General features: G+C 70.4%; 18 protein-coding genes. 11 read left to right on the forward strand and 7 right to left on the reverse strand.

The annotated features are described in order from the left end of the window. Positions 1-162 precede the first annotated feature (162 nt). The 3 genes from FFK22_RS21370 to ureG are packed head-to-tail and all read left to right on the forward strand — an operon-like array spanning position 163 to position 1,929. Complete coding sequence (locus FFK22_RS21370; RefSeq protein WP_138888414.1) at positions 163-624, forward strand: urease accessory protein UreE; 462 nt, start codon at positions 163-165, stop codon at positions 622-624. Next, complete coding sequence (locus FFK22_RS21375) at positions 593-1,309, forward strand: urease accessory protein UreF (RefSeq protein ID WP_221938753.1); 717 nt, start codon at positions 593-595, stop codon at positions 1,307-1,309. The genes FFK22_RS21370 and FFK22_RS21375 overlap by 32 nt, the downstream gene beginning before the upstream one ends. Next, positions 1,306-1,929 carry an urease accessory protein UreG gene (ureG, locus tag FFK22_RS21380; protein ID WP_138888413.1) on the forward strand — a complete coding sequence of 208 codons (624 nt, stop codon included), beginning with the start codon at positions 1,306-1,308 and terminating at the stop codon, positions 1,927-1,929. The genes FFK22_RS21375 and ureG overlap by 4 nt, the downstream gene beginning before the upstream one ends. 172 nt (positions 1,930-2,101) lie before the next feature. Here ureG and FFK22_RS21385 read toward each other — a convergent pair whose 3' ends face one another. Both FFK22_RS21385 and FFK22_RS21390 read right to left on the reverse strand, forming a co-directional pair. Next, positions 2,102-3,796 carry a dihydroxyacetone kinase family protein gene (locus FFK22_RS21385; protein ID WP_138888412.1) on the reverse strand — a complete coding sequence of 565 codons (1,695 nt, stop codon included), beginning with the start codon at positions 3,794-3,796 and terminating at the stop codon, positions 2,102-2,104. A gap of 43 nt (positions 3,797-3,839) precedes the next feature. Beyond that, positions 3,840-4,460 (reverse strand): glutathione S-transferase family protein, encoded by a 621-nt coding sequence (locus tag FFK22_RS21390; RefSeq protein ID WP_138888411.1) that lies wholly within the window; start codon positions 4,458-4,460, stop codon positions 3,840-3,842. 136 nt (positions 4,461-4,596) lie between these two features. On the opposite strand from FFK22_RS21390, the gene FFK22_RS21395 reads away from it, so the two are divergent. Beyond that, positions 4,597-5,439, forward strand: coding sequence for a 5'-nucleotidase, lipoprotein e(P4) family (locus FFK22_RS21395; RefSeq protein ID WP_138888410.1), 843 nt, complete (start codon positions 4,597-4,599; stop codon positions 5,437-5,439). Between the two features lie 24 nt (positions 5,440-5,463). Here FFK22_RS21395 and FFK22_RS21400 read toward each other — a convergent pair whose 3' ends face one another. Then, on the reverse strand, positions 5,464-5,685 hold the full coding sequence (locus FFK22_RS21400; RefSeq protein WP_138888409.1) for a hypothetical protein: 222 nt from the start codon (positions 5,683-5,685) through the stop codon (positions 5,464-5,466). Positions 5,686-5,787: 102 nt separating this feature from the next. On the opposite strand from FFK22_RS21400, the gene FFK22_RS21405 reads away from it, so the two are divergent. Further along, positions 5,788-6,486 carry an ATP12 family chaperone protein gene (locus FFK22_RS21405; RefSeq protein WP_221938754.1) on the forward strand — a complete coding sequence of 233 codons (699 nt, stop codon included), beginning with the start codon at positions 5,788-5,790 and terminating at the stop codon, positions 6,484-6,486. Here the strand turns inward: FFK22_RS21405 and FFK22_RS21410 are convergent, their stop codons facing one another. Beyond that, positions 6,487-7,653 carry a M20 aminoacylase family protein gene (locus FFK22_RS21410; RefSeq protein ID WP_138888408.1) on the reverse strand — a complete coding sequence of 389 codons (1,167 nt, stop codon included), beginning with the start codon at positions 7,651-7,653 and terminating at the stop codon, positions 6,487-6,489. Between the two features lie 134 nt (positions 7,654-7,787). Here FFK22_RS21410 and FFK22_RS21415 point away from each other — a divergent pair, with 134 nt between their 5' ends. The 3 genes from FFK22_RS21415 to FFK22_RS21425 all read left to right on the forward strand — a co-directional run bounded on the left by FFK22_RS21415 (position 7,788) and on the right by FFK22_RS21425 (position 10,401). Beyond that, positions 7,788-9,320 carry an acyl-CoA carboxylase subunit beta gene (locus FFK22_RS21415; protein ID WP_138888407.1) on the forward strand — a complete coding sequence of 511 codons (1,533 nt, stop codon included), beginning with the start codon at positions 7,788-7,790 and terminating at the stop codon, positions 9,318-9,320. A gap of 73 nt (positions 9,321-9,393) precedes the next feature. Then, a complete protein-coding gene (locus tag FFK22_RS21420; RefSeq protein WP_138888406.1) occupies positions 9,394-9,834 on the forward strand; it encodes a hypothetical protein in 441 nt (146 codons plus the stop codon). Between the two features lie 102 nt (positions 9,835-9,936). Continuing rightward, on the forward strand, positions 9,937-10,401 hold the full coding sequence (locus FFK22_RS21425) for a hypothetical protein (protein WP_138888405.1): 465 nt from the start codon (positions 9,937-9,939) through the stop codon (positions 10,399-10,401). A gap of 1 nt (position 10,402) precedes the next feature. Here FFK22_RS21425 and FFK22_RS21430 read toward each other — a convergent pair whose 3' ends face one another. Beyond that, a complete protein-coding gene (locus FFK22_RS21430) occupies positions 10,403-11,143 on the reverse strand; it encodes a sulfite exporter TauE/SafE family protein (protein WP_138888404.1) in 741 nt (246 codons plus the stop codon). Between the two features lie 98 nt (positions 11,144-11,241). Here FFK22_RS21430 and FFK22_RS21435 point away from each other — a divergent pair, with 98 nt between their 5' ends. Then, positions 11,242-12,147: a LysR substrate-binding domain-containing protein gene (locus FFK22_RS21435; protein WP_138888403.1), complete on the forward strand. Its 906-nt coding sequence runs from the start codon at positions 11,242-11,244 to the stop codon at positions 12,145-12,147. A gap of 60 nt (positions 12,148-12,207) precedes the next feature. Here FFK22_RS21435 and FFK22_RS21440 read toward each other — a convergent pair whose 3' ends face one another. After that, on the reverse strand, positions 12,208-13,122 hold the full coding sequence (locus tag FFK22_RS21440; RefSeq protein WP_138888402.1) for a pirin family protein: 915 nt from the start codon (positions 13,120-13,122) through the stop codon (positions 12,208-12,210). Positions 13,123-13,209: 87 nt separating this feature from the next. Here FFK22_RS21440 and FFK22_RS21445 point away from each other — a divergent pair, with 87 nt between their 5' ends. After that, the gene (locus tag FFK22_RS21445) at positions 13,210-13,752 is read left to right on the forward strand and encodes a PH domain-containing protein (protein WP_138888401.1); all 543 of its coding nucleotides are present in this window, start codon (positions 13,210-13,212) and stop codon (positions 13,750-13,752) included. Positions 13,753-13,917: 165 nt separating this feature from the next. Here the strand turns inward: FFK22_RS21445 and FFK22_RS21450 are convergent, their stop codons facing one another. Next, positions 13,918-15,045, reverse strand: a complete 1,128-nt coding sequence (locus FFK22_RS21450) for a hypothetical protein (RefSeq protein WP_221938755.1) — start codon at positions 15,043-15,045, stop codon at positions 13,918-13,920. 104 nt (positions 15,046-15,149) lie between these two features. On the opposite strand from FFK22_RS21450, the gene FFK22_RS21455 reads away from it, so the two are divergent. After that, positions 15,150-15,656: a GNAT family N-acetyltransferase gene (locus FFK22_RS21455; RefSeq protein WP_186002568.1), complete on the forward strand. Its 507-nt coding sequence runs from the start codon at positions 15,150-15,152 to the stop codon at positions 15,654-15,656. Position 15,657 lies beyond the last annotated feature (1 nt).

Genomic DNA, 15,657 nt, shown 5'->3' on the forward strand with positions numbered 1-15,657 from the left:
GCTCTGGCCGCCCCTGGATGTCCGGGTCAAGCCCGGGCATGACAGAAGGGGGAAGGTTCGTAGGTTGGGTTCGCGGATGCGAACCCAACATGCCGGTGACGCAACCCGAGTGTTGGGTTCGCCTTTGGCGAACCCAACCTACGCTGCGGTTCGAGGCCGGCCATGAAGCGCTTCACCGCCGTCGTGCCGGCCGGGGGTTTCGACCCCGCCGCCGTCTTCGACCGGGTCGTGCTCGACTACGATTCCCGCCACCGCCGCCGCATCGTTCTCTACGGCGAGGCCGGGACCGTGGTGCTGCTCGACCTGTCCGAGGCGGCGCATCTGCGCCATGGCGACGCACTCAAGGGCGAGGAGGGCGGTCTGATCCTGGTCTCGGCGGCGCCGGAGCGGCTGGTCGAGATCCGCGCCGGCAGCCAGGCGGAGCTGATCCGCATCGCCTGGCATCTCGGCAACCGGCATCTGCCGACCCAACTGCTGCCCGACGCGCTGCGCATCCGCACCGACCATGTAGTCGAGGAGATGGTGCGCGGCCTCGGCGGCACGGTCACCGCCATCGAGGCGCCGTTCGATCCCGAGGGCGGTGCCTACGGCCATGGTGCGGTCCATGGGCACCACCATGGCTGACGGGGCGCTGTACCGGCTGATGGCCTGGCTGTCGCCGTCCTATCCGGTCGGTGCCTTCAGCCATTCCAGCGGCCTGGAATGGGCGAACGAGGCGGGCTGGGTGGTCGACCGGCCGGGGCTGATCGTCTGGATCGAGGATGCGCTGGCTTCCGGCGCCGGCTGGAATGACGCCGTGCTGTTCGCCCACGCCCACCGCGCCGCCGCGTCCGGCGACGACGACCGGCTGGTGGAGGTCACCGACCTCGCCGCGGCCCTGGCGGCCTCGCGCGAGCGGCAGGTCGAGACGATGGCCCAGGGCACCGCCTTCCTGACGATCTCCCGCGCCGCCTGGCCGGTGCCGGGGCTGGAGCGGCTGGCTGCGCGCGTCGGCGAGACCGTCGCCTATCCGGTCGCGGTCGCCGCCTGTGCCGCCAGCCACGGCATCGCCCTGACGCCGTCGCTGACCGCCTTCCTGCACGCCGTCGCTGCCAACCTGGTGTCGGCTGCGCAGCGCCTGGTGCCGCTGGGCCAGACCGACGGCCAGCGCGCCATCGCCGCGCTGATGTCGGCGGTGGAGACGGCCGCGGCCCGGGCGGCGGCCCTGCCGGACGGTGACCCCTTCAGCCAGTGCGGCGGCTTGGCCGTCGCCGCCGACATCGCATCGATGCAGCACGAGACCCAGTATACGAGGTTGTTCCGCACATGACCCGAACCCAGAACGGTCCGCTCCGCGTCGGCATCGGCGGCCCCGTCGGCTCCGGCAAGACGGCGCTGATGGACGCGCTCTGCAAGGCCTTCCGCGACCGCTACGACATCGCGGCCATCACCAACGACATCTACACCAAGGAGGATGCGGAGTTCCTGAACCGCGCCGGGTCGCTGTCCTCGGACCGCATCCTGGGGGTGGAGACCGGCGGCTGCCCGCACACCGCGATCCGCGAGGACGCCTCGATCAACCTGGCGGCGGTGGCCGAGATGCGGCGCCGCTTCCCGGGCCTCGACCTGGTGCTGATCGAATCCGGCGGCGACAACCTGGCCGCCACTTTCAGCCCGGAGCTGGCGGACATCACCATCTACGTCATCGACGTTTCGGCCGGCGACAAGATCCCGCGCAAGGGCGGCCCGGGCATCACCCGGTCGGACCTGCTGGTGATCAACAAGACCGACCTGGCGCCCCTGGTCGGCGCTTCGCTCGAGGTGATGGACCGGGATTCCCGCAAGATGCGCGGCGACCGCCCCTTCGTCTTCGCCCGGGTGCGCAGCGGCGACGGCGTGGCCGAGATCGCCGCGTTCATCGAGAGGGCCGGCGGGCTGGTTCCGCACTGATGCGAGACAGGCGGGGCCGGAGCCACCCCCTCACCCGAAATCGCAGACGCGATTTCGACCTCTCCCCAAGGAGAGGTGAATGAGCCCAGCTCCATTTTTCCCCTCTCCTCGGGGAGAGGGAGGGGCCCATTCGCGCTGGCGAATGGGAGGGTGAGGGGGCCGGGAACCGACCCTACCGCACGACCGCCTTCAGCGCCTCCAGCCAGACCAGGACGGCGGCGGCGCCGGCGTCGGGGAGGCCGATGGCGCGTTCTCCGAGATAACTCGCCCGGCCCAACCGCGGCAACATCCGCGCCGTGGCGTCGGTGCCGGCGGCCGCCGCGGCGACGCAGACGCCCCAGGCCTCGGCCGGGGACTTGCCGCTGGCCACCGCCGCTGAGAACGCCTCCGTCGCCGGATGCAGCGCGTCCAGCATGGTCCGGTCGCCCGGCTTGGCGCCGCCCAGCTCGCCGATCGCCTGCACCGCGACCGTGAAGGCCTCGGCCCAGGCGGCCGGGGCCGGGGTGGCATCGCCGGCCAGCCGCCGCGATGCGCGCAGCAGGGCGGTGGCGTAGAACGGGCCGGAGCTGCCGCCGATCGCCCGGCGCAGCGCGTCGCCGACCGATGCCAGCGCCCGTGACGGGTCGGCCCAGGCGGCGTCGGGCAGGGCCCGGATCGCCTCCGCCGCCCGCACCATGCTGGCGCCGAGATCGCCGTCGCCGGCGCGGGCATCGAGGTCGGTCAGATGCGGCTCGGCCTTGACCAGCGCGTCGGCCACCACCAGCCCGGCTTCCTGCAGCGCCGGGGCAAGCGGCGAGGGAGGGGCGTCGTCCTGCGCTACCGGTGCCGGCTCCGGCGCGCGGATCCGCCGCTTCGGCCCGATCTTGCCGCCGCCCGGCCAGGCCGGGGCCTGGGCTGGCGCGTCGAGCAGGGCGATCCGCTCGTCGTCCAGCTTCAGCAGGCTCAGCGAGCAGCCGGGCATGTCCAGCGCGGTCAGGAAATTGCCGGCCCAGGCCCGCTCCACCGCGATGCCGCGCACCGCCAGGTCGGCCAGGGCGGCGCGGGCGACGATCGACAGCTCCATCGGCGGCGTGGCGCCGAGGCCGTTGATCAGCAGCGCCACCCGGTCGCCGCGGGCGAGGCCGCGGTCGGACACGATCGCCTGCAGCATCTCGGCCACCAGCTCGTCGGCCGGCTGCAGCGGTCCGCGCCGCACCCCGGCCTCGCCATGGATGCCGAGGCCCAGCTCGATCTCGCTGTCGCCCAGCGTGAAGCCGGGCTTGCCGGCGGTCGGCACGATACAGGCGCCCAGCGCCACCCCCATGGTGCCCAGGTCGGCGGCGGCGGCGCGGACGATGGCGGCGACCTCGGCCAGCGTCCTGCCGGCGGCAATCGTGGCACCGGCCAGCTTGTGGATCAGCACGGTGCCGGCGATGCCGCGGCGGCGCGCCGGCTCGACCGTATCGCGCAGCGCCACGTCGTCGGCCACCACCACGATCTCGACCGGGATGCCCTCCTCCTGCGCCAGCTCGGCGGCCAGGCCGAAGTTCAGCCGGTCGCCGGTGTAGTTCTTGACCACCAGCACCGCGCCCAGCGGGCCGGCGGCGGCGCGGATGCCGGCCAGCACGGCATCGACGCTGGGCGAGGTGAAGACGTCGCCGGCGATGGCGCCCGCCAGCAGGCCGGGGCCGACATAGCCGGCATGGGCCGGCTCGTGCCCGCTGCCGCCGCCGGACAGCAGGGCGATGGGGCGCGAGGCCGGCACCGGCAGGTCGGCCCGGACCACCACGGCCTCCTCCTCCAGGAGGGCCAGGCCGGAATGCAGGTCGACGAACCCTTCCAGCATCTCGCGCAGGACATGGCGGGGATTGTTGATCAGCTTCTTCACGTCATGGCCCTCGCTCGAAAGAGTCGGGATCGGGGGGAACGGATCAGCCTTCGTTTCGTTGCCAGACTTCGGCCAGCTCCGGCTCGGCGCGCAACCGGCTGGCGATCGCCGACAGCTTGGGGCATTCGGCGGCGAACCACTCGCTGCGCGGCCGCCAGTGGTTCATCACCGCGACGTAGATGTCGAGGGCGGAGCGGGTCTGGCCCAGGAACCAGGGGGCGCCCGCCGCGGCCTCCATCTGCCGCCACAGCACCTTGCGGTGCTCGTCGGTCGACGCGCGCAGCTCGGCCTTCGCCTGGTCGCCGGTAACCCAGCGGCCGGGGTCGTCGCCATAGGCCCAGGTCGGGTACAGCGCGGCGACGATGAACACCAGGCGGCGCAGGAAGGCCGGCCGGTCCGGATGGTCGGCCGGCGGGGCCAGCCCGGCCTGCGGCGCCACATCGGCCAGATGCAGGGTGATCGCGCCGCTCTCAGTCATCACCGTGCCGTCGGGCAGGATCAGCACCGGCACCTGGGTCAGCGGGTTCAGGCGCTGCAGCATCTCGCGGTCGGCCGGGTTGTCGAAGATGTCGACCGACTTGATGGCGAAGGGCACGCCGGCGAGGGTCAGCATGATCTCGCTGAGCGTCGAGCCGGTGCTGGGCTGGGCGTAGAGCGTGTACATCGGTCCTCCCCTTCGTCGCGCTCCGCAGTCCTAACACGGCGCGGCGGCGCGTGACATCCGGCCTGAACGGGGTTGCGGCAGCAAGGCCGACGCTGCTCAAATGCCGTCACGAAATTGTAACAAACGGAGGCTTCGGATGATGCGATTCGGTTGGGCTTCGGGCCTGGCGATGATGGCTGCCGCGAGCGCGGCCCAGGCGCAGCAGGGCCCCGGCCCGGACGACAACCTCAACGCGGTGCTGTGGGACCAGACCTCGGTCGAGGCGCAGGCCAACGCGATCGGCGCCTATGCCCTGGCCCGGCTGCGTCTGGACGAAGCGCTGGCCGACCCGTCCCGCACCGCGGCGCCGGCCGAGCAGACCGGCGACTTCAAGTCTTTCCCGCCGGCGGTGGTGCTGGACGTCGACGACACGCTCCTGAACACCTCGGCGTACCAGGCCCGCAACGTGGCCGAGGGTTCCGGCTTCGACCCCAAGACCTGGACCAAATACGTCAACGCCAAGATCGACACCGCGATCCCCGGCGCGGTCGAGTTCACCCAATATGCCGCCTCCAAGGGCGTGAAGGTGTTCTACGTCACCAACCGCACCAAGGAGGAGGAGGGGCCGACGGTCGAGCACATGAAGGCGCTCGGCTTCCCGATGGGCGACAATGTCGACACCTTCCTCAGCGCCAAGGAGCAGCCGGACTGGGGCTCGGCCAAGGGCACACGCCGCGCCGTGATCGCCAAGGACTATCGGATCCTGCTGCTGGTCGGCGACAATTTCGGCGACTTCAGCGATGCCTATAAGGGCACGCTGGAGGAGCGGCAGAAGGCGTTCGAGGCGGCCAAGGACCATTGGGGCCGCGACTGGATCGCGATCGCCAACCCGACCTACGGCTCCTTCGAATCGGCGCCGTACAAGGGCGACTACAAGCTGCCGGCGGCGGAGCAGCGCAAGCTGAAGATCGAGGCGCTGACGCCCTGGAACGGGCAGTAGCCGTCTTTCCGGGGTCGCGGCGGATCAGAACCCGCTGCGGCCCTGGAACGGCTGGCCGGTGAGCAGCGAGACGAGATGCGCCAGCATCAGGATCACCACCAGCGCCGCCACCATCATCACCGGGATCACCGGGAACAGCCGCACCTCGCCCGGCGGCGGCTTGCGGCGGTCCATCACCAGCATGGCCGCCGTCACCGCCAGGGCGACGGCGAGGATGATCGAGGTGTTGGTCAGGTCGAGCTGCATCGTGGCTTCGCGGTAGCATTCCCGCGGCGGCGACGGAAGCTGCGGGTTGCATCCGCGGCCACGATTGCCGATATCGGCGCGGGCGGAGAGCAACGGGGCCGGATGATGAAGCGCTTCTACAAGGTGGTGGGTGTGGTGCCGGCGGGCGACGGATTTGCCGTCGTCCTCGACGGCAAGCCGATCAAGAGCCCGGCCAAGGCCGCTCTGGTCCTGCCCAGCCGCGCCTTGGCCGAGGCGGTGGCGGCGGAGTGGCGGGCGCAGGCTGGGGAGGTGGTGCCGTCCGCCATGCCGCTGATGCAGCTGGCGGCGACGGCGATCGACAAGGTGGCGCCGAATCGGCAGATGATCATCGACACCATCGCCCCCTATGGCGGCACCGACCTGCTGTGCTACCGGGCCGAGGCGCCGGCGGCGCTGGTCGAGCGGCAGGCCGCCAGCTGGCAGCCGCTGCTCGACTGGGCGATGACCGCCCATGACGCGCCGCTGACCGCGACTTCCGGCATCGTCCACCAGGCGCAGCCGGAGGCCAGCCTGGCGGCGCTGCGCGCGGCGGTAGCGGCGCAGGACGACTGGCGGCTGACGGCGCTGCACCAGGCGACGGCGCTGACCGGATCGCTGGTGCTCGGCCTGGCCCTCCTGGCCGGCCGGATCGACGCCGACGAAGCCTTCGAGCTGGCCGAGCTCGACGCCAGCTTCCAGATCGAGCGCTGGGGCGAGGATGCCGAGGCCACGGCCCGGCGCACGGCGCTCAAGGCCGAGCTGCAGGCCGCGGCCCGGCTGGCCGAACTGGCCGGGGCTTGATCACCCCGCCTTCTTCAGCCGTGTCTCCACCAGCCGGGACCACAGCGTGGCGCCGACCGGCAGGATCTCGTCGTTGAAATCGTAGCGCGGGTTGTGCACCGGCACGCTGCCGCGGCCGTTGCCGATGAACAGGAAGGCGCCCGGCTTCTCTGCCAGCATGTAGGCGAAATCCTCCGACGCCATGACGATGGCGCCGTTGCCATCGACCGCATCGGCGCCCATCGCTTCCGCCGCGGCCTCGGTGACCCAGGCCGTCTCGGAGTCGTCGTTGATCACCGGGATGACCTTGATCTGCACCTTCGGCTCGGCCCGGCCGCCGAAGGCGGCGGCGACGTCGCGGGCGAGCGCCTCGATCCGGGCCTTCAGCGCCTCCAGCACCTCCATCCGCAGCGCGCGGAAGGTGCCGCGCAGCACGGCGGTGTCGGGGATCACGTTGTAAGCGTCGCCGGCATGGATCTGGGTGACGCTGACCACGGCCGCATCGAGGGCGGCGACGTTGCGGGCCACCACGCTCTGCAGTGCCGTCACCACATGCGCCGCGATCAGCACCGGGTCGATTCCCGTCTCCGGCAGCGCGCCATGGGCACCGCGGCCGGTGATCTCGATGTCGAAGATGCCGCCGCCGGACATGGTCGGGCCGGGGCGGACCATGACCCGGCCGGCGTCCAGCGTGTGGAAATTGTGCATGCCGAACACGGCCTCGCAGGGGAACTGCTGGAACAGCCCGTCGGCGATCATCGCCTGCGCCCCGCCGCGGCCCTCCTCGGCCGGCTGGAAGATGAAATGCACCGTGCCGTCGAAGTTCCGCGTCGCGGCCAGGTAGCGGGCGGCGCCCAGCAGCATGGTGGTGTGGCCGTCATGGCCGCAGGCATGCATGGTGTTGGCGGTCTGCGACCGGTGGCCGAAGCCGTTCGCCTCCTGCATCGGCAGTGCGTCCATATCGGCGCGCAGCGCGATCGCCCGCGGATTGTTGCCGACCCTGAGCGTGCCGACCACGCCGGTCTTGCCGACCCCGGTCGCCACTTCGCAGCCAAAGGCGCGCAGCCGCTCCGCCACCAGGGAGCTGGTGCGATGCTCCTCGAAGCCCAGCTCGGGATGGGCGTGGATGTCCCGGCGCCATTCGGTCAGCTCGTCGGCGAAGCCGGCGATCATCGGGTCGATCTTCATGGCTGGTCCTTCGCGGGAACGTCAGACGATATCAGGACCTAAGGCCTAGCGGCTGGCAAGGCCCGATCTCGCCCATCCTCCCGCCGCGTGCTATTGCAGGCGGATGACGCTTTGCGGACATCCGCGGGGGGAGAATGCGCGAGATCCTTGAGGTGCTCGAGACCAAGCGAGCGGCGGCGCGCCTCGGCGGCGGCAGGAAGCGGGTCGAGGCCCAGCATTCGAAGGGCAAGCTGACGGCGCGCGAGCGGCTCGAGGTCTTCCTCGACCCCGGCTCCTTCGAGGAATGGGACATGTTCGTCGAGCACCGCTCGGCGGATTTCGGCATGGACGAGCAGAAGGTGCCGGGCGACGGCGTGGTCACCGGCTTCGGCACGGTCGATGGCAAGCTGGTCTTCGTCTTCAGCCAGGACTTCACGGTGTTCGGCGGCTCGCTGTCCGAGGCGCATGCCGAGAAGATCTGCAAGGTCATGAACCAGGCGATGAAGGTCGGCGCCCCGGTGATCGGCCTGAACGATTCGGGCGGCGCCCGGATCCAGGAGGGCGTGGCCTCGCTCGGCGGCTATGCCGAGGTGTTCCAGCGCAACGTCCTGGCCTCCGGCGTGGTGCCGCAGATCTCGCTGATCATGGGGCCCTGCGCCGGCGGCGCCGTCTATTCGCCGGCGATGACCGACTTCATCTTCATGGTGAAGGACAGCTCCTACATGTTCGTCACCGGCCCGGACGTGGTGAAGACGGTGACGCATGAGGTGGTGTCGGCCGAGGATCTCGGCGGCGCCGTTACCCACACCGCCAAGTCGGGCGTCGCCGACCTGGCCTTCGAGGACGATGTCGAGGCGCTGCTGCGCCTGCGCGACTTCGTCGGCTTCCTGCCATCCTCGAACCGGGCCCCGGCGCCGATCCGCCCGACCGAGGACCCGGCCGACCGGCCGGAGATGTCGCTGGACACGCTGATCCCGGCCAACCCGAACAAGCCCTACGACATGAAGGAGCTGATCGGGAAGGTGGTGGACGAGGGCGATTTCTTCGAGCTGCAGCCCGCCTTCGCCGGCAACATCATCATCGGCATGGCGCGGATGCAAGGCCGCACCGTCGGCATCGTCGCCAACCAGCCGATGGTGCTGGCCGGCTGTCTGGACATCGATTCCAGCCGCAAGGCGGCCCGCTTCGTCCGCTTCTGCGATGCCTTCAACATCCCGATCGTCACCTTCGTCGACGTGCCGGGATTCCTGCCCGGCACCAGCCAGGAGTACGGCGGCATCATCAAGCACGGCGCCAAGCTGTTGTTCGCCTATGCCGAGGCGACGGTACCGAAGGTCACGGTGATCACCCGCAAGGCCTATGGCGGGGCCTATGACGTGATGGCGTCGAAACATTTGCGCGGCGACGTCAACTACGCCTGGCCGACCGCGGAGATCGCGGTGATGGGCCCGAAGGGCGCTGTCGAGATCATCTTCCGGGCCGATCTCGGCGACGCCGAGAAGATCGCGACGCGGACCGAGGAATACCGCCAGAAATTCGCCAACCCCTTCGTCGCCGCGGCGCGCGGCTATGTTGACGACGTGATCATGCCGCACAACACCCGCCGGCGGATCTGCAAGGCCCTGGCGATGCTGGCCGACAAGAAGCTCGAGAACCCCTGGAAGAAGCACGACAACCTGCCGCTGTGACCCCGGCCGCCTTTGCCTCCGTCCTGCCATGCCGGGGTGGTGCGATGGACCGACACAGACGTCAGAGACCGGGATGATCGCGCGCTTCCGCACCCTGAAGATGCTCGTAGCCGGCGCCGCGCTGCTCGCCGCCTGCGCCACCGAAGCCGGGTTCCGCAAGGGGCTCGACCAGCTGAAAGGCCAGCCGAAGGACCAGCTGATCGTCCGCTACGGCCCGCCGATCTATGAGGGTCGGACCGAGGATGGGCGGCGCTACGCCCAGTTCAACCTGTCCTGGGTGGAGCGGGGCGGCGGCTACGTCAACAGCGTGCCGCGCACCGAGGTCGTCCGCGGCACCTATCGCGACGATGACGGCGACAAGCACCGCTACAAGGAGACGCGGACGGTCTATGACGACCAGTACGTGCCGCCCTATGCGGTCGACCGGCGCTGCCTGACCACCTTCTACTTCGATCCAGCCGGCCGCGTTGCCAGCTACGCCTATGCCGGCGACGGCTGCGTCGCGCCGGAGTAGCGAAGTTTTCTCTTTTTGATTGTGCAGATTTTCATGTTGCAATTTTTCATAATCAATTTATAGAGGTGACTGTCGGGTCAGCTCCACTCAGGATCGATAGAGATGCCTCGCCTCCGACCGGGCCTTGCCTTCCTCGGCGTGTCGTTGCTCGCCGCCTGTGCCGCGAGCAAGGACGATCTGGTCAGCGAAAAGCTGGACGGCTTCATCGGCATGCCCCGGGAGTCGCTGGTCGGCCTGTTCGGCAAACCGGCCAGGGACTCCATCCGCCAGGACGGGCTACGTCACGTCACGTTCGTGCAGTCCCGGCAGACGGAGAGCCCCGGCTTTTACACGCCGACGTTGCAAACGCAGACTGTCAACGGCTCGTTTTTCGGCCGTGGCGGATGGCTGCACAGCTACAACGAGACCATCACCACCCCGGCCGACGGCAGCTGGAATCCGGCCAGGACTGACCATTGGTTCTGCACTCTCGACTTCGCCCTCGACGCCGGAGGACGTGCCATCTCACACACCTACGACGACCCGTTCGGCTGCTTCTATGCCTTGAGGCTGGATCTGTATCGGTAGCTTACAGCAGCGGCCGCAGCGCCAGGTCGAGGCCGAGCAGAAAGAGGCCGAGGAAGAACCAGCGCCGGAACACCTCCGGCCGCACCCTGAGCCGCAACCACTGGCCGGCGGCCATGCCCAGCAGCGCCGGGGCCAGCGCCAGCAGCGAAGTGCCGGCGACGGTCAGCGGGAAGGCGCCGTCGCGCGCCAGCCCGGCGGCCAGCGCCAGGGTCGAGACGGTGAAGGACAGGCCCAGCGCCTGCACCAGATCCTCCTTCTCCAGGCCGAGCGCCTGCAGGAACGGCACCGCCGGGATCACGAAGACCCCGGTGGCGGCGGTGACCAGGCCGGTGGCGGCGCCGACCGGGGCGGACCACCAGCGCTCCGCCCGGGCCGGGACGGAGAAGCGCAGCCCGGCCAGGCCGATCGCGGCATAGAGCACCAGCGCCGCGCCGAGCGCGATGGTGGCGCTTTCGGCGCCGGCTCCGGTCAGCAGGCCGGCCCCGGCCCAGGTGCCGAGAGAGATCCCGGCCATCATCGGCCACAGCCGGCGCAGCAGCCCGCCGAAGCGCGGCCCGGCGAAAAGCTGCCAGAGATTGGTCGCCAGCGACGGCACCACCAGCAGCGCCGCCGCCTGGGCCGGCGCCATGGCCAGGCCGAGCAGCCCCATCGCCACGGTTGGCAGGCCGAGCCCGACCATGCCCTTGACGAAGCCGGCGAGCAGGAAGGTGGAAGCGACGAGGAGAAGCAGCGGATCGGTCATGGCCGGAGCTTGCCCGGACCGCGCTTCAGCGACAATGTGGGACTCCCTGACCCAGCCTTCGGCCAGGACGAAGGCTGGCCGAGCCCGGGAGGCCGTCAATGCGCTTCGATCTGACCGATCTGCGCCTGTTCCTGCATGTCGCCGAAGCCGGCAGTATCACCGCCGGGGCGGAGCGGGCGGCCTTGGCCCTGGCCTCGGCCAGCGCCCGCATCCGCGGCATGGAGGCGGCGGTCGGCACGGCGCTGCTGCACCGCGGCCGGCGCGGCGTGGTCCCGACCCCGGCGGGCGAGGCGGTGCTGCACCACGCCCGGCTGGTGCTGCAGCAGATGGAGCGGATGCGCGGCGAGCTCGGCGACTACGCCGGCGGCCTCAAGGGCCATGTTCGCATCCTCGGCAACACCGCGGCGGTGACCGAGTTCCTGCCGGAGCCGCTGGCCGAGTGGCTGGCCGCCCATCCGCGCATCGACATCGACCTGGAGGAGCGGCCGAGCCACGCCATCGTCGAGGCGGTGGCCTCCGGGCTGGCCGATCTTGGCATCGTCGCGGACATGGCCGAGGGCGGCGGGCTCGAGGGGCTTGAACGGATCCCGTTCCGGATCGACCGGCTGGTGCTGGCGGTGCCGCGTGGCCACCCGCTGGCGGTCCGGCGTCGGATCGCCTTCGCCGAGGTGCTGGGCGAGGATTTCGTCGGCTTGAGCCCCGGCAGCGCGCTGCAGGACCATCTCGTCCGCCACGCTGCCCGGGCCGGCCGGCCACTCAAGCTGCGGGTCCGGCTCGGCGGCTTCGATGCGGTGTGCCGGATGGTGGAGCAGGGCGTCGGCCTGGCGGTGGTGCCGGAGACCGCGGCGCGGCGCTGCCGCCGCAGCATGGCGATCCGGGCGGTGCCGCTGTCCGATCCCTGGGCGCTGCGCCGCCTGTCGATCTGCGTCCGGTCCCTAGACGCGCTGCCGGTGCATGCGAGGCGGCTGGTGGAGCATCTGGCGCAGGATTCGCCTGGGACGTAGGTCGGGGAGCCGCACGATGTTGGGTTCACGGCGAGCGAACCCAACACGGCCGAGGCGCGCTCACCTTTCCGGCAGCGGCAACCTCTCCGTCTCGTCCGGGATGGTGCCGAAGCGGCCCTCGCGCCAGTCTTCCTTGGCTTGCTCGATACGCTCGCGGCTGCGGGCGACGAAGTTCCACCACAGCTTGCGCGGGCCGTCGAGCGGCTCGCCGCCGAACACCAGCAGGCGGGTCTCCTCCAGCGCCTCGACCTCGACCATGTCGCCGGGCCGCAGCACCAGCAGGCGCTGCGGCGGGAAGTCGTCGTCGCCGATCCGAACCCGGCCGGAAACGACATAGACCGCGCGCTCCTCATGCTCCGCCGGCAGCGGCAGCACCGCGCCGGCCTGCAGCGCCGCATCGAGATACAGCGTCTCAGAGAAGGTCGCGACGGGCGAGCGGGCGCCATAGGCCGAGCCGACGATCAGCCGCACGGATTTGCCGGCGTCCTCGATCACCGGCAGGTCATCGACGCCGTGATGGGCGAAACTGGGCGCCACCTCTTCATAGGGGGCCGGCAGGGCGACCCAGGTCTGCACTCCGAACAGGGTCGACCCGGTGGCGCGCAGGGCCGGCGGCGTGCGCTCGGAATGGGCGATGCCGCTGCCGGCCGTCATCCAGTTGACGTCGCCGGGGCGGATCAACTGGCGGGTGCCCAGGCTGTCGAGATGGGTCTGCTCGCCGGCGAACAGATAGGTCACGGTGGCCAGGCCGATATGCGGGTGGGGCGGCACGTCGACGCCCTCGCCGGCACCGAACAGCGTCGGGCCCATCTCGTCGACGAAGACAAAGGGGCCGACCGAGCGTTTCTGCATCGACGGCACGGCCCGCCGCACCTCGAAGCCGCCGATATCGGCGGTGCGCGGGATCACCACGGTCTCGATGAAGGGGCAGGGCGTCTCGCCGACGGCGGGGTCGCGGGTCGGTTGCCAGCTCATCGTCTCTCCTGTGCCGGCGGACGCGGATGGACGGCCGTGCCGTTCGACCGTACCCTTCGCTCCGGCATCAGCCAAGGGGGACCGAAGATGGCCGACACCACCCAGGACGCCGCGGCGGGGGCCGCCGGCGAGACCGTGATCTGGAAGATCCGCACCGCGTTGCGCGCGTCGTTTTACGTCTGGGTGATCGCCATCGTGCTGGCGGTGCTGCTCGGCATGGTCGGCGGGCCGGTGCCGGCCGCAGCGCCGGTCATCCTGGCGGTCGTCTGGACCGGCTGGCGCTGGCTGACCAGCTACGAGCTCACGAGCGAGCGGCTGATCATCCGCTCCGGCCTGCTGGTGCGGAAGCGCGAGGAGGTGGAGCTGTTCCGGGTGCGCGACTTCTCGCTGTCACGGCCGCTGCAATGGCTGGTGCTGGGGCTGGGCACGGTCGGGCTGACCACGCGCGACCAATCGGCCCCGAACATCCTGATCGGGCCGATCGCGATGCCGGAGACCCGGCTGGACGAGCTGCGCCGGGCCACCGTGGCGCGCCAGAACCGGGTCCGGTTCCGCGAGGTCGAGGTGTCCTCGGCCGGCGACGAGCAGCATGGCGGGCATGGGCATGACGCCGGGGGGCTGCCGGGGTAGGGAAGGCGCCTGACTGGAGGGGCCGGCGCCGCCCCCTCACCCGAAATCGCTCCGCGATTTCGAGCTCTCCCCGGGGGAGAGGTGAAAGCCCCTCTCCCCGGGGAGAGGGAGGGGCCCGGCCCGCTTGGGCCGGGAGGGTGAGGGGGATGCCGCCGGAGGCGAGGCTTACTCGTCGTTGAACGGCCCGATCATCAGCGGTTCGAGCTTGAACCAGTTGCCGAGCTGGCTGTAGGTCAGCTTCACCGGCTTCAGGTCCCAATACACCTCCGACTTGGTCGGGCCGATGCATTCCAGCTGGCCGGATTCGTTCTTCTCGCGGCGGCAGCCATCCTCGCTGTCGAGGTAGTAGACACGGCCATAGATGCCGGCTTGGTCTTGCTCCACCGTGCCGAAGAAGGCGTCGACATCGGCGTCGTTGTTCTCCCCGCCGAAGAAGGCTTCCTCGGGCTTCACCACCGGCTCGTTGAACCGCAGGTTGTAGTCGTAATAGCCGGTGTAGTTGCGGCTCTGGCCCTTGGCATCGGTGAAGTTGCCCTCTTCCTCGACATAGCGGATCGAGCCGGTGACCTTGTCGGTGTAGGCCTGGTTGCCGATGGCGTACTGGAAGTTGATGCCGTTGTTGTCGGTCAGCCAGTTGCCGAGCTCGTAGTCATAGTCGAGGTTGCCGGAGACCCGGGTCTGCGGCAGGAACGAGAACGGGCCCGGCGCCAGCACCAGCCCCTGGAAGGCCAGCGGATCCGGGTTCTTGACCTGAATCGTCACCACTTTGCCGTTGACGGTGCGGGAATACAGCTTGTCCGCCGCCTTGGAGGCACGGTTGATCTGCTCGCCCAGCTCCCACCAGCGGGTGACCTCGCGGCCCTGGATGACGCCGCCGAACTTGCCGCTGGACTGCTGGCCCTTGACGATGTCGAGCCGCAGATTGCCGGATTCCGGCTGGTAGCGCCCGCCCTCGTCGATCGGCGTCTCACCGCGCAGGATCGCCACTTCCTTGGCGATCTGGCTTGGGTTCGCCGGGTTGTTGACGTCGATCCGCAGGCTGTAGGTGATCGTGTCCTCCGGCTTGCGCTGGGCCGAGCCGGCATAGGCCATCAGGTCCGCCACCGTCAGGGCCTCGATGGTGTAGACGTCGAGGCCGTTGGTGTTCCGGACGCTGCGCGAGTTGAAGTCGATGGTCATGTGGCCGGTGACCTTGGCGCCGTCGGTCACGGTCTGCAGGCCGCGATTGCTGCTCTGGGCCCAGGCCGGCGTCGCCGCAAGCAGTGCGGCCAAGGTCGCGACGCCCGCTGTCATGCGATGAGTCATGGTCTCCCCCTTCGAGTCTGCCGTGGGCGGGACTGTCTCCGCCGGCTGCATTCTGGCACTGCATAATGGGGCAGGCGACTCGGGGCTTTTCCATGGCGAAGACAGGGCAGGGCGGCGGCTGGGCCGTGACAGTCCGGCCGATGCGCGGCGACCCGGCCGAGATCGCGGCGGTGGTGGCGCTGATCCGCGGCGCCTTCGCGGACTATCTCGACCGGCTCGACCCGCCGCCCAGCGCGGTGAACGAGACGGCCGAGAGCATCGGCGCGCTGCTGGGCCGCGAGCACGGGCTGGTGGCCGAAGCTGGTGACGCCCTGGTCGGCTGCCTGTTCCTGCAGCGGCGCGAGGGCGGCGACATCTATGTCGGCCGGGTCGCGGTGGCCCACGAGCACCGCCGCGACGGCGTCGGCCGGGCGCTGATGGCGGCGGCCGAGGCGCAGGCGCGGCGGCTGGGCGGCGCGCGGCTGACGCTCGGCGTCCGCCTGGCGCTGGACGGCAACCGCCGCTTCTTCGCGTCGCTCGGCTTCACCGAGGGCGCGTTGCACGCCCATCCCGGCTACGACAAGCCGACCTGGGTCGAGATGACGAAGACGATCGGGTGAG

This window comes from Mycobacterium sp. KBS0706, from assembly GCF_005938675.2.
Classification (GTDB): Bacteria; Pseudomonadota; Alphaproteobacteria; order DSM-16000; family Inquilinaceae; genus Inquilinus.

Coding starts and splice junctions, on each gene's coding strand:
- FFK22_RS21390 (WP_138888411.1), bottom strand. CDS start 4,460: ATGTACACGCTCTACGCCCAGCCCAGCACCGGCTCGACGCTCAGCGAG.
- FFK22_RS21430 (WP_138888404.1), bottom strand. CDS start 11,143: ATGACCGATCCGCTGCTTCTCCTCGTCGCTTCCACCTTCCTGCTCGCC.
- FFK22_RS21415 (WP_138888407.1), top strand. CDS start 7,788: ATGCGCGAGATCCTTGAGGTGCTCGAGACCAAGCGAGCGGCGGCGCGC.
- ureG (WP_138888413.1), top strand. CDS start 1,306: ATGACCCGAACCCAGAACGGTCCGCTCCGCGTCGGCATCGGCGGCCCC.
- FFK22_RS21420 (WP_138888406.1), top strand. CDS start 9,394: ATGATCGCGCGCTTCCGCACCCTGAAGATGCTCGTAGCCGGCGCCGCG.
- FFK22_RS21375 (WP_221938753.1), top strand. CDS start 593: ATGGTGCGGTCCATGGGCACCACCATGGCTGACGGGGCGCTGTACCGG.
- FFK22_RS21435 (WP_138888403.1), top strand. CDS start 11,242: ATGCGCTTCGATCTGACCGATCTGCGCCTGTTCCTGCATGTCGCCGAA.
- FFK22_RS21410 (WP_138888408.1), bottom strand. CDS start 7,653: ATGAAGATCGACCCGATGATCGCCGGCTTCGCCGACGAGCTGACCGAA.
- FFK22_RS21455 (WP_186002568.1), top strand. CDS start 15,150: ATGGCGAAGACAGGGCAGGGCGGCGGCTGGGCCGTGACAGTCCGGCCG.
- FFK22_RS21405 (WP_221938754.1), top strand. CDS start 5,788: ATGATGAAGCGCTTCTACAAGGTGGTGGGTGTGGTGCCGGCGGGCGAC.
- FFK22_RS21400 (WP_138888409.1), bottom strand. CDS start 5,685: ATGCAGCTCGACCTGACCAACACCTCGATCATCCTCGCCGTCGCCCTG.
- FFK22_RS21445 (WP_138888401.1), top strand. CDS start 13,210: ATGGCCGACACCACCCAGGACGCCGCGGCGGGGGCCGCCGGCGAGACC.
- FFK22_RS21450 (WP_221938755.1), bottom strand. CDS start 15,045: ATGACAGCGGGCGTCGCGACCTTGGCCGCACTGCTTGCGGCGACGCCG.
- FFK22_RS21395 (WP_138888410.1), top strand. CDS start 4,597: ATGATGCGATTCGGTTGGGCTTCGGGCCTGGCGATGATGGCTGCCGCG.
- FFK22_RS21440 (WP_138888402.1), bottom strand. CDS start 13,122: ATGAGCTGGCAACCGACCCGCGACCCCGCCGTCGGCGAGACGCCCTGC.
- FFK22_RS21370 (WP_138888414.1), top strand. CDS start 163: ATGAAGCGCTTCACCGCCGTCGTGCCGGCCGGGGGTTTCGACCCCGCC.
- FFK22_RS21425 (WP_138888405.1), top strand. CDS start 9,937: ATGCCTCGCCTCCGACCGGGCCTTGCCTTCCTCGGCGTGTCGTTGCTC.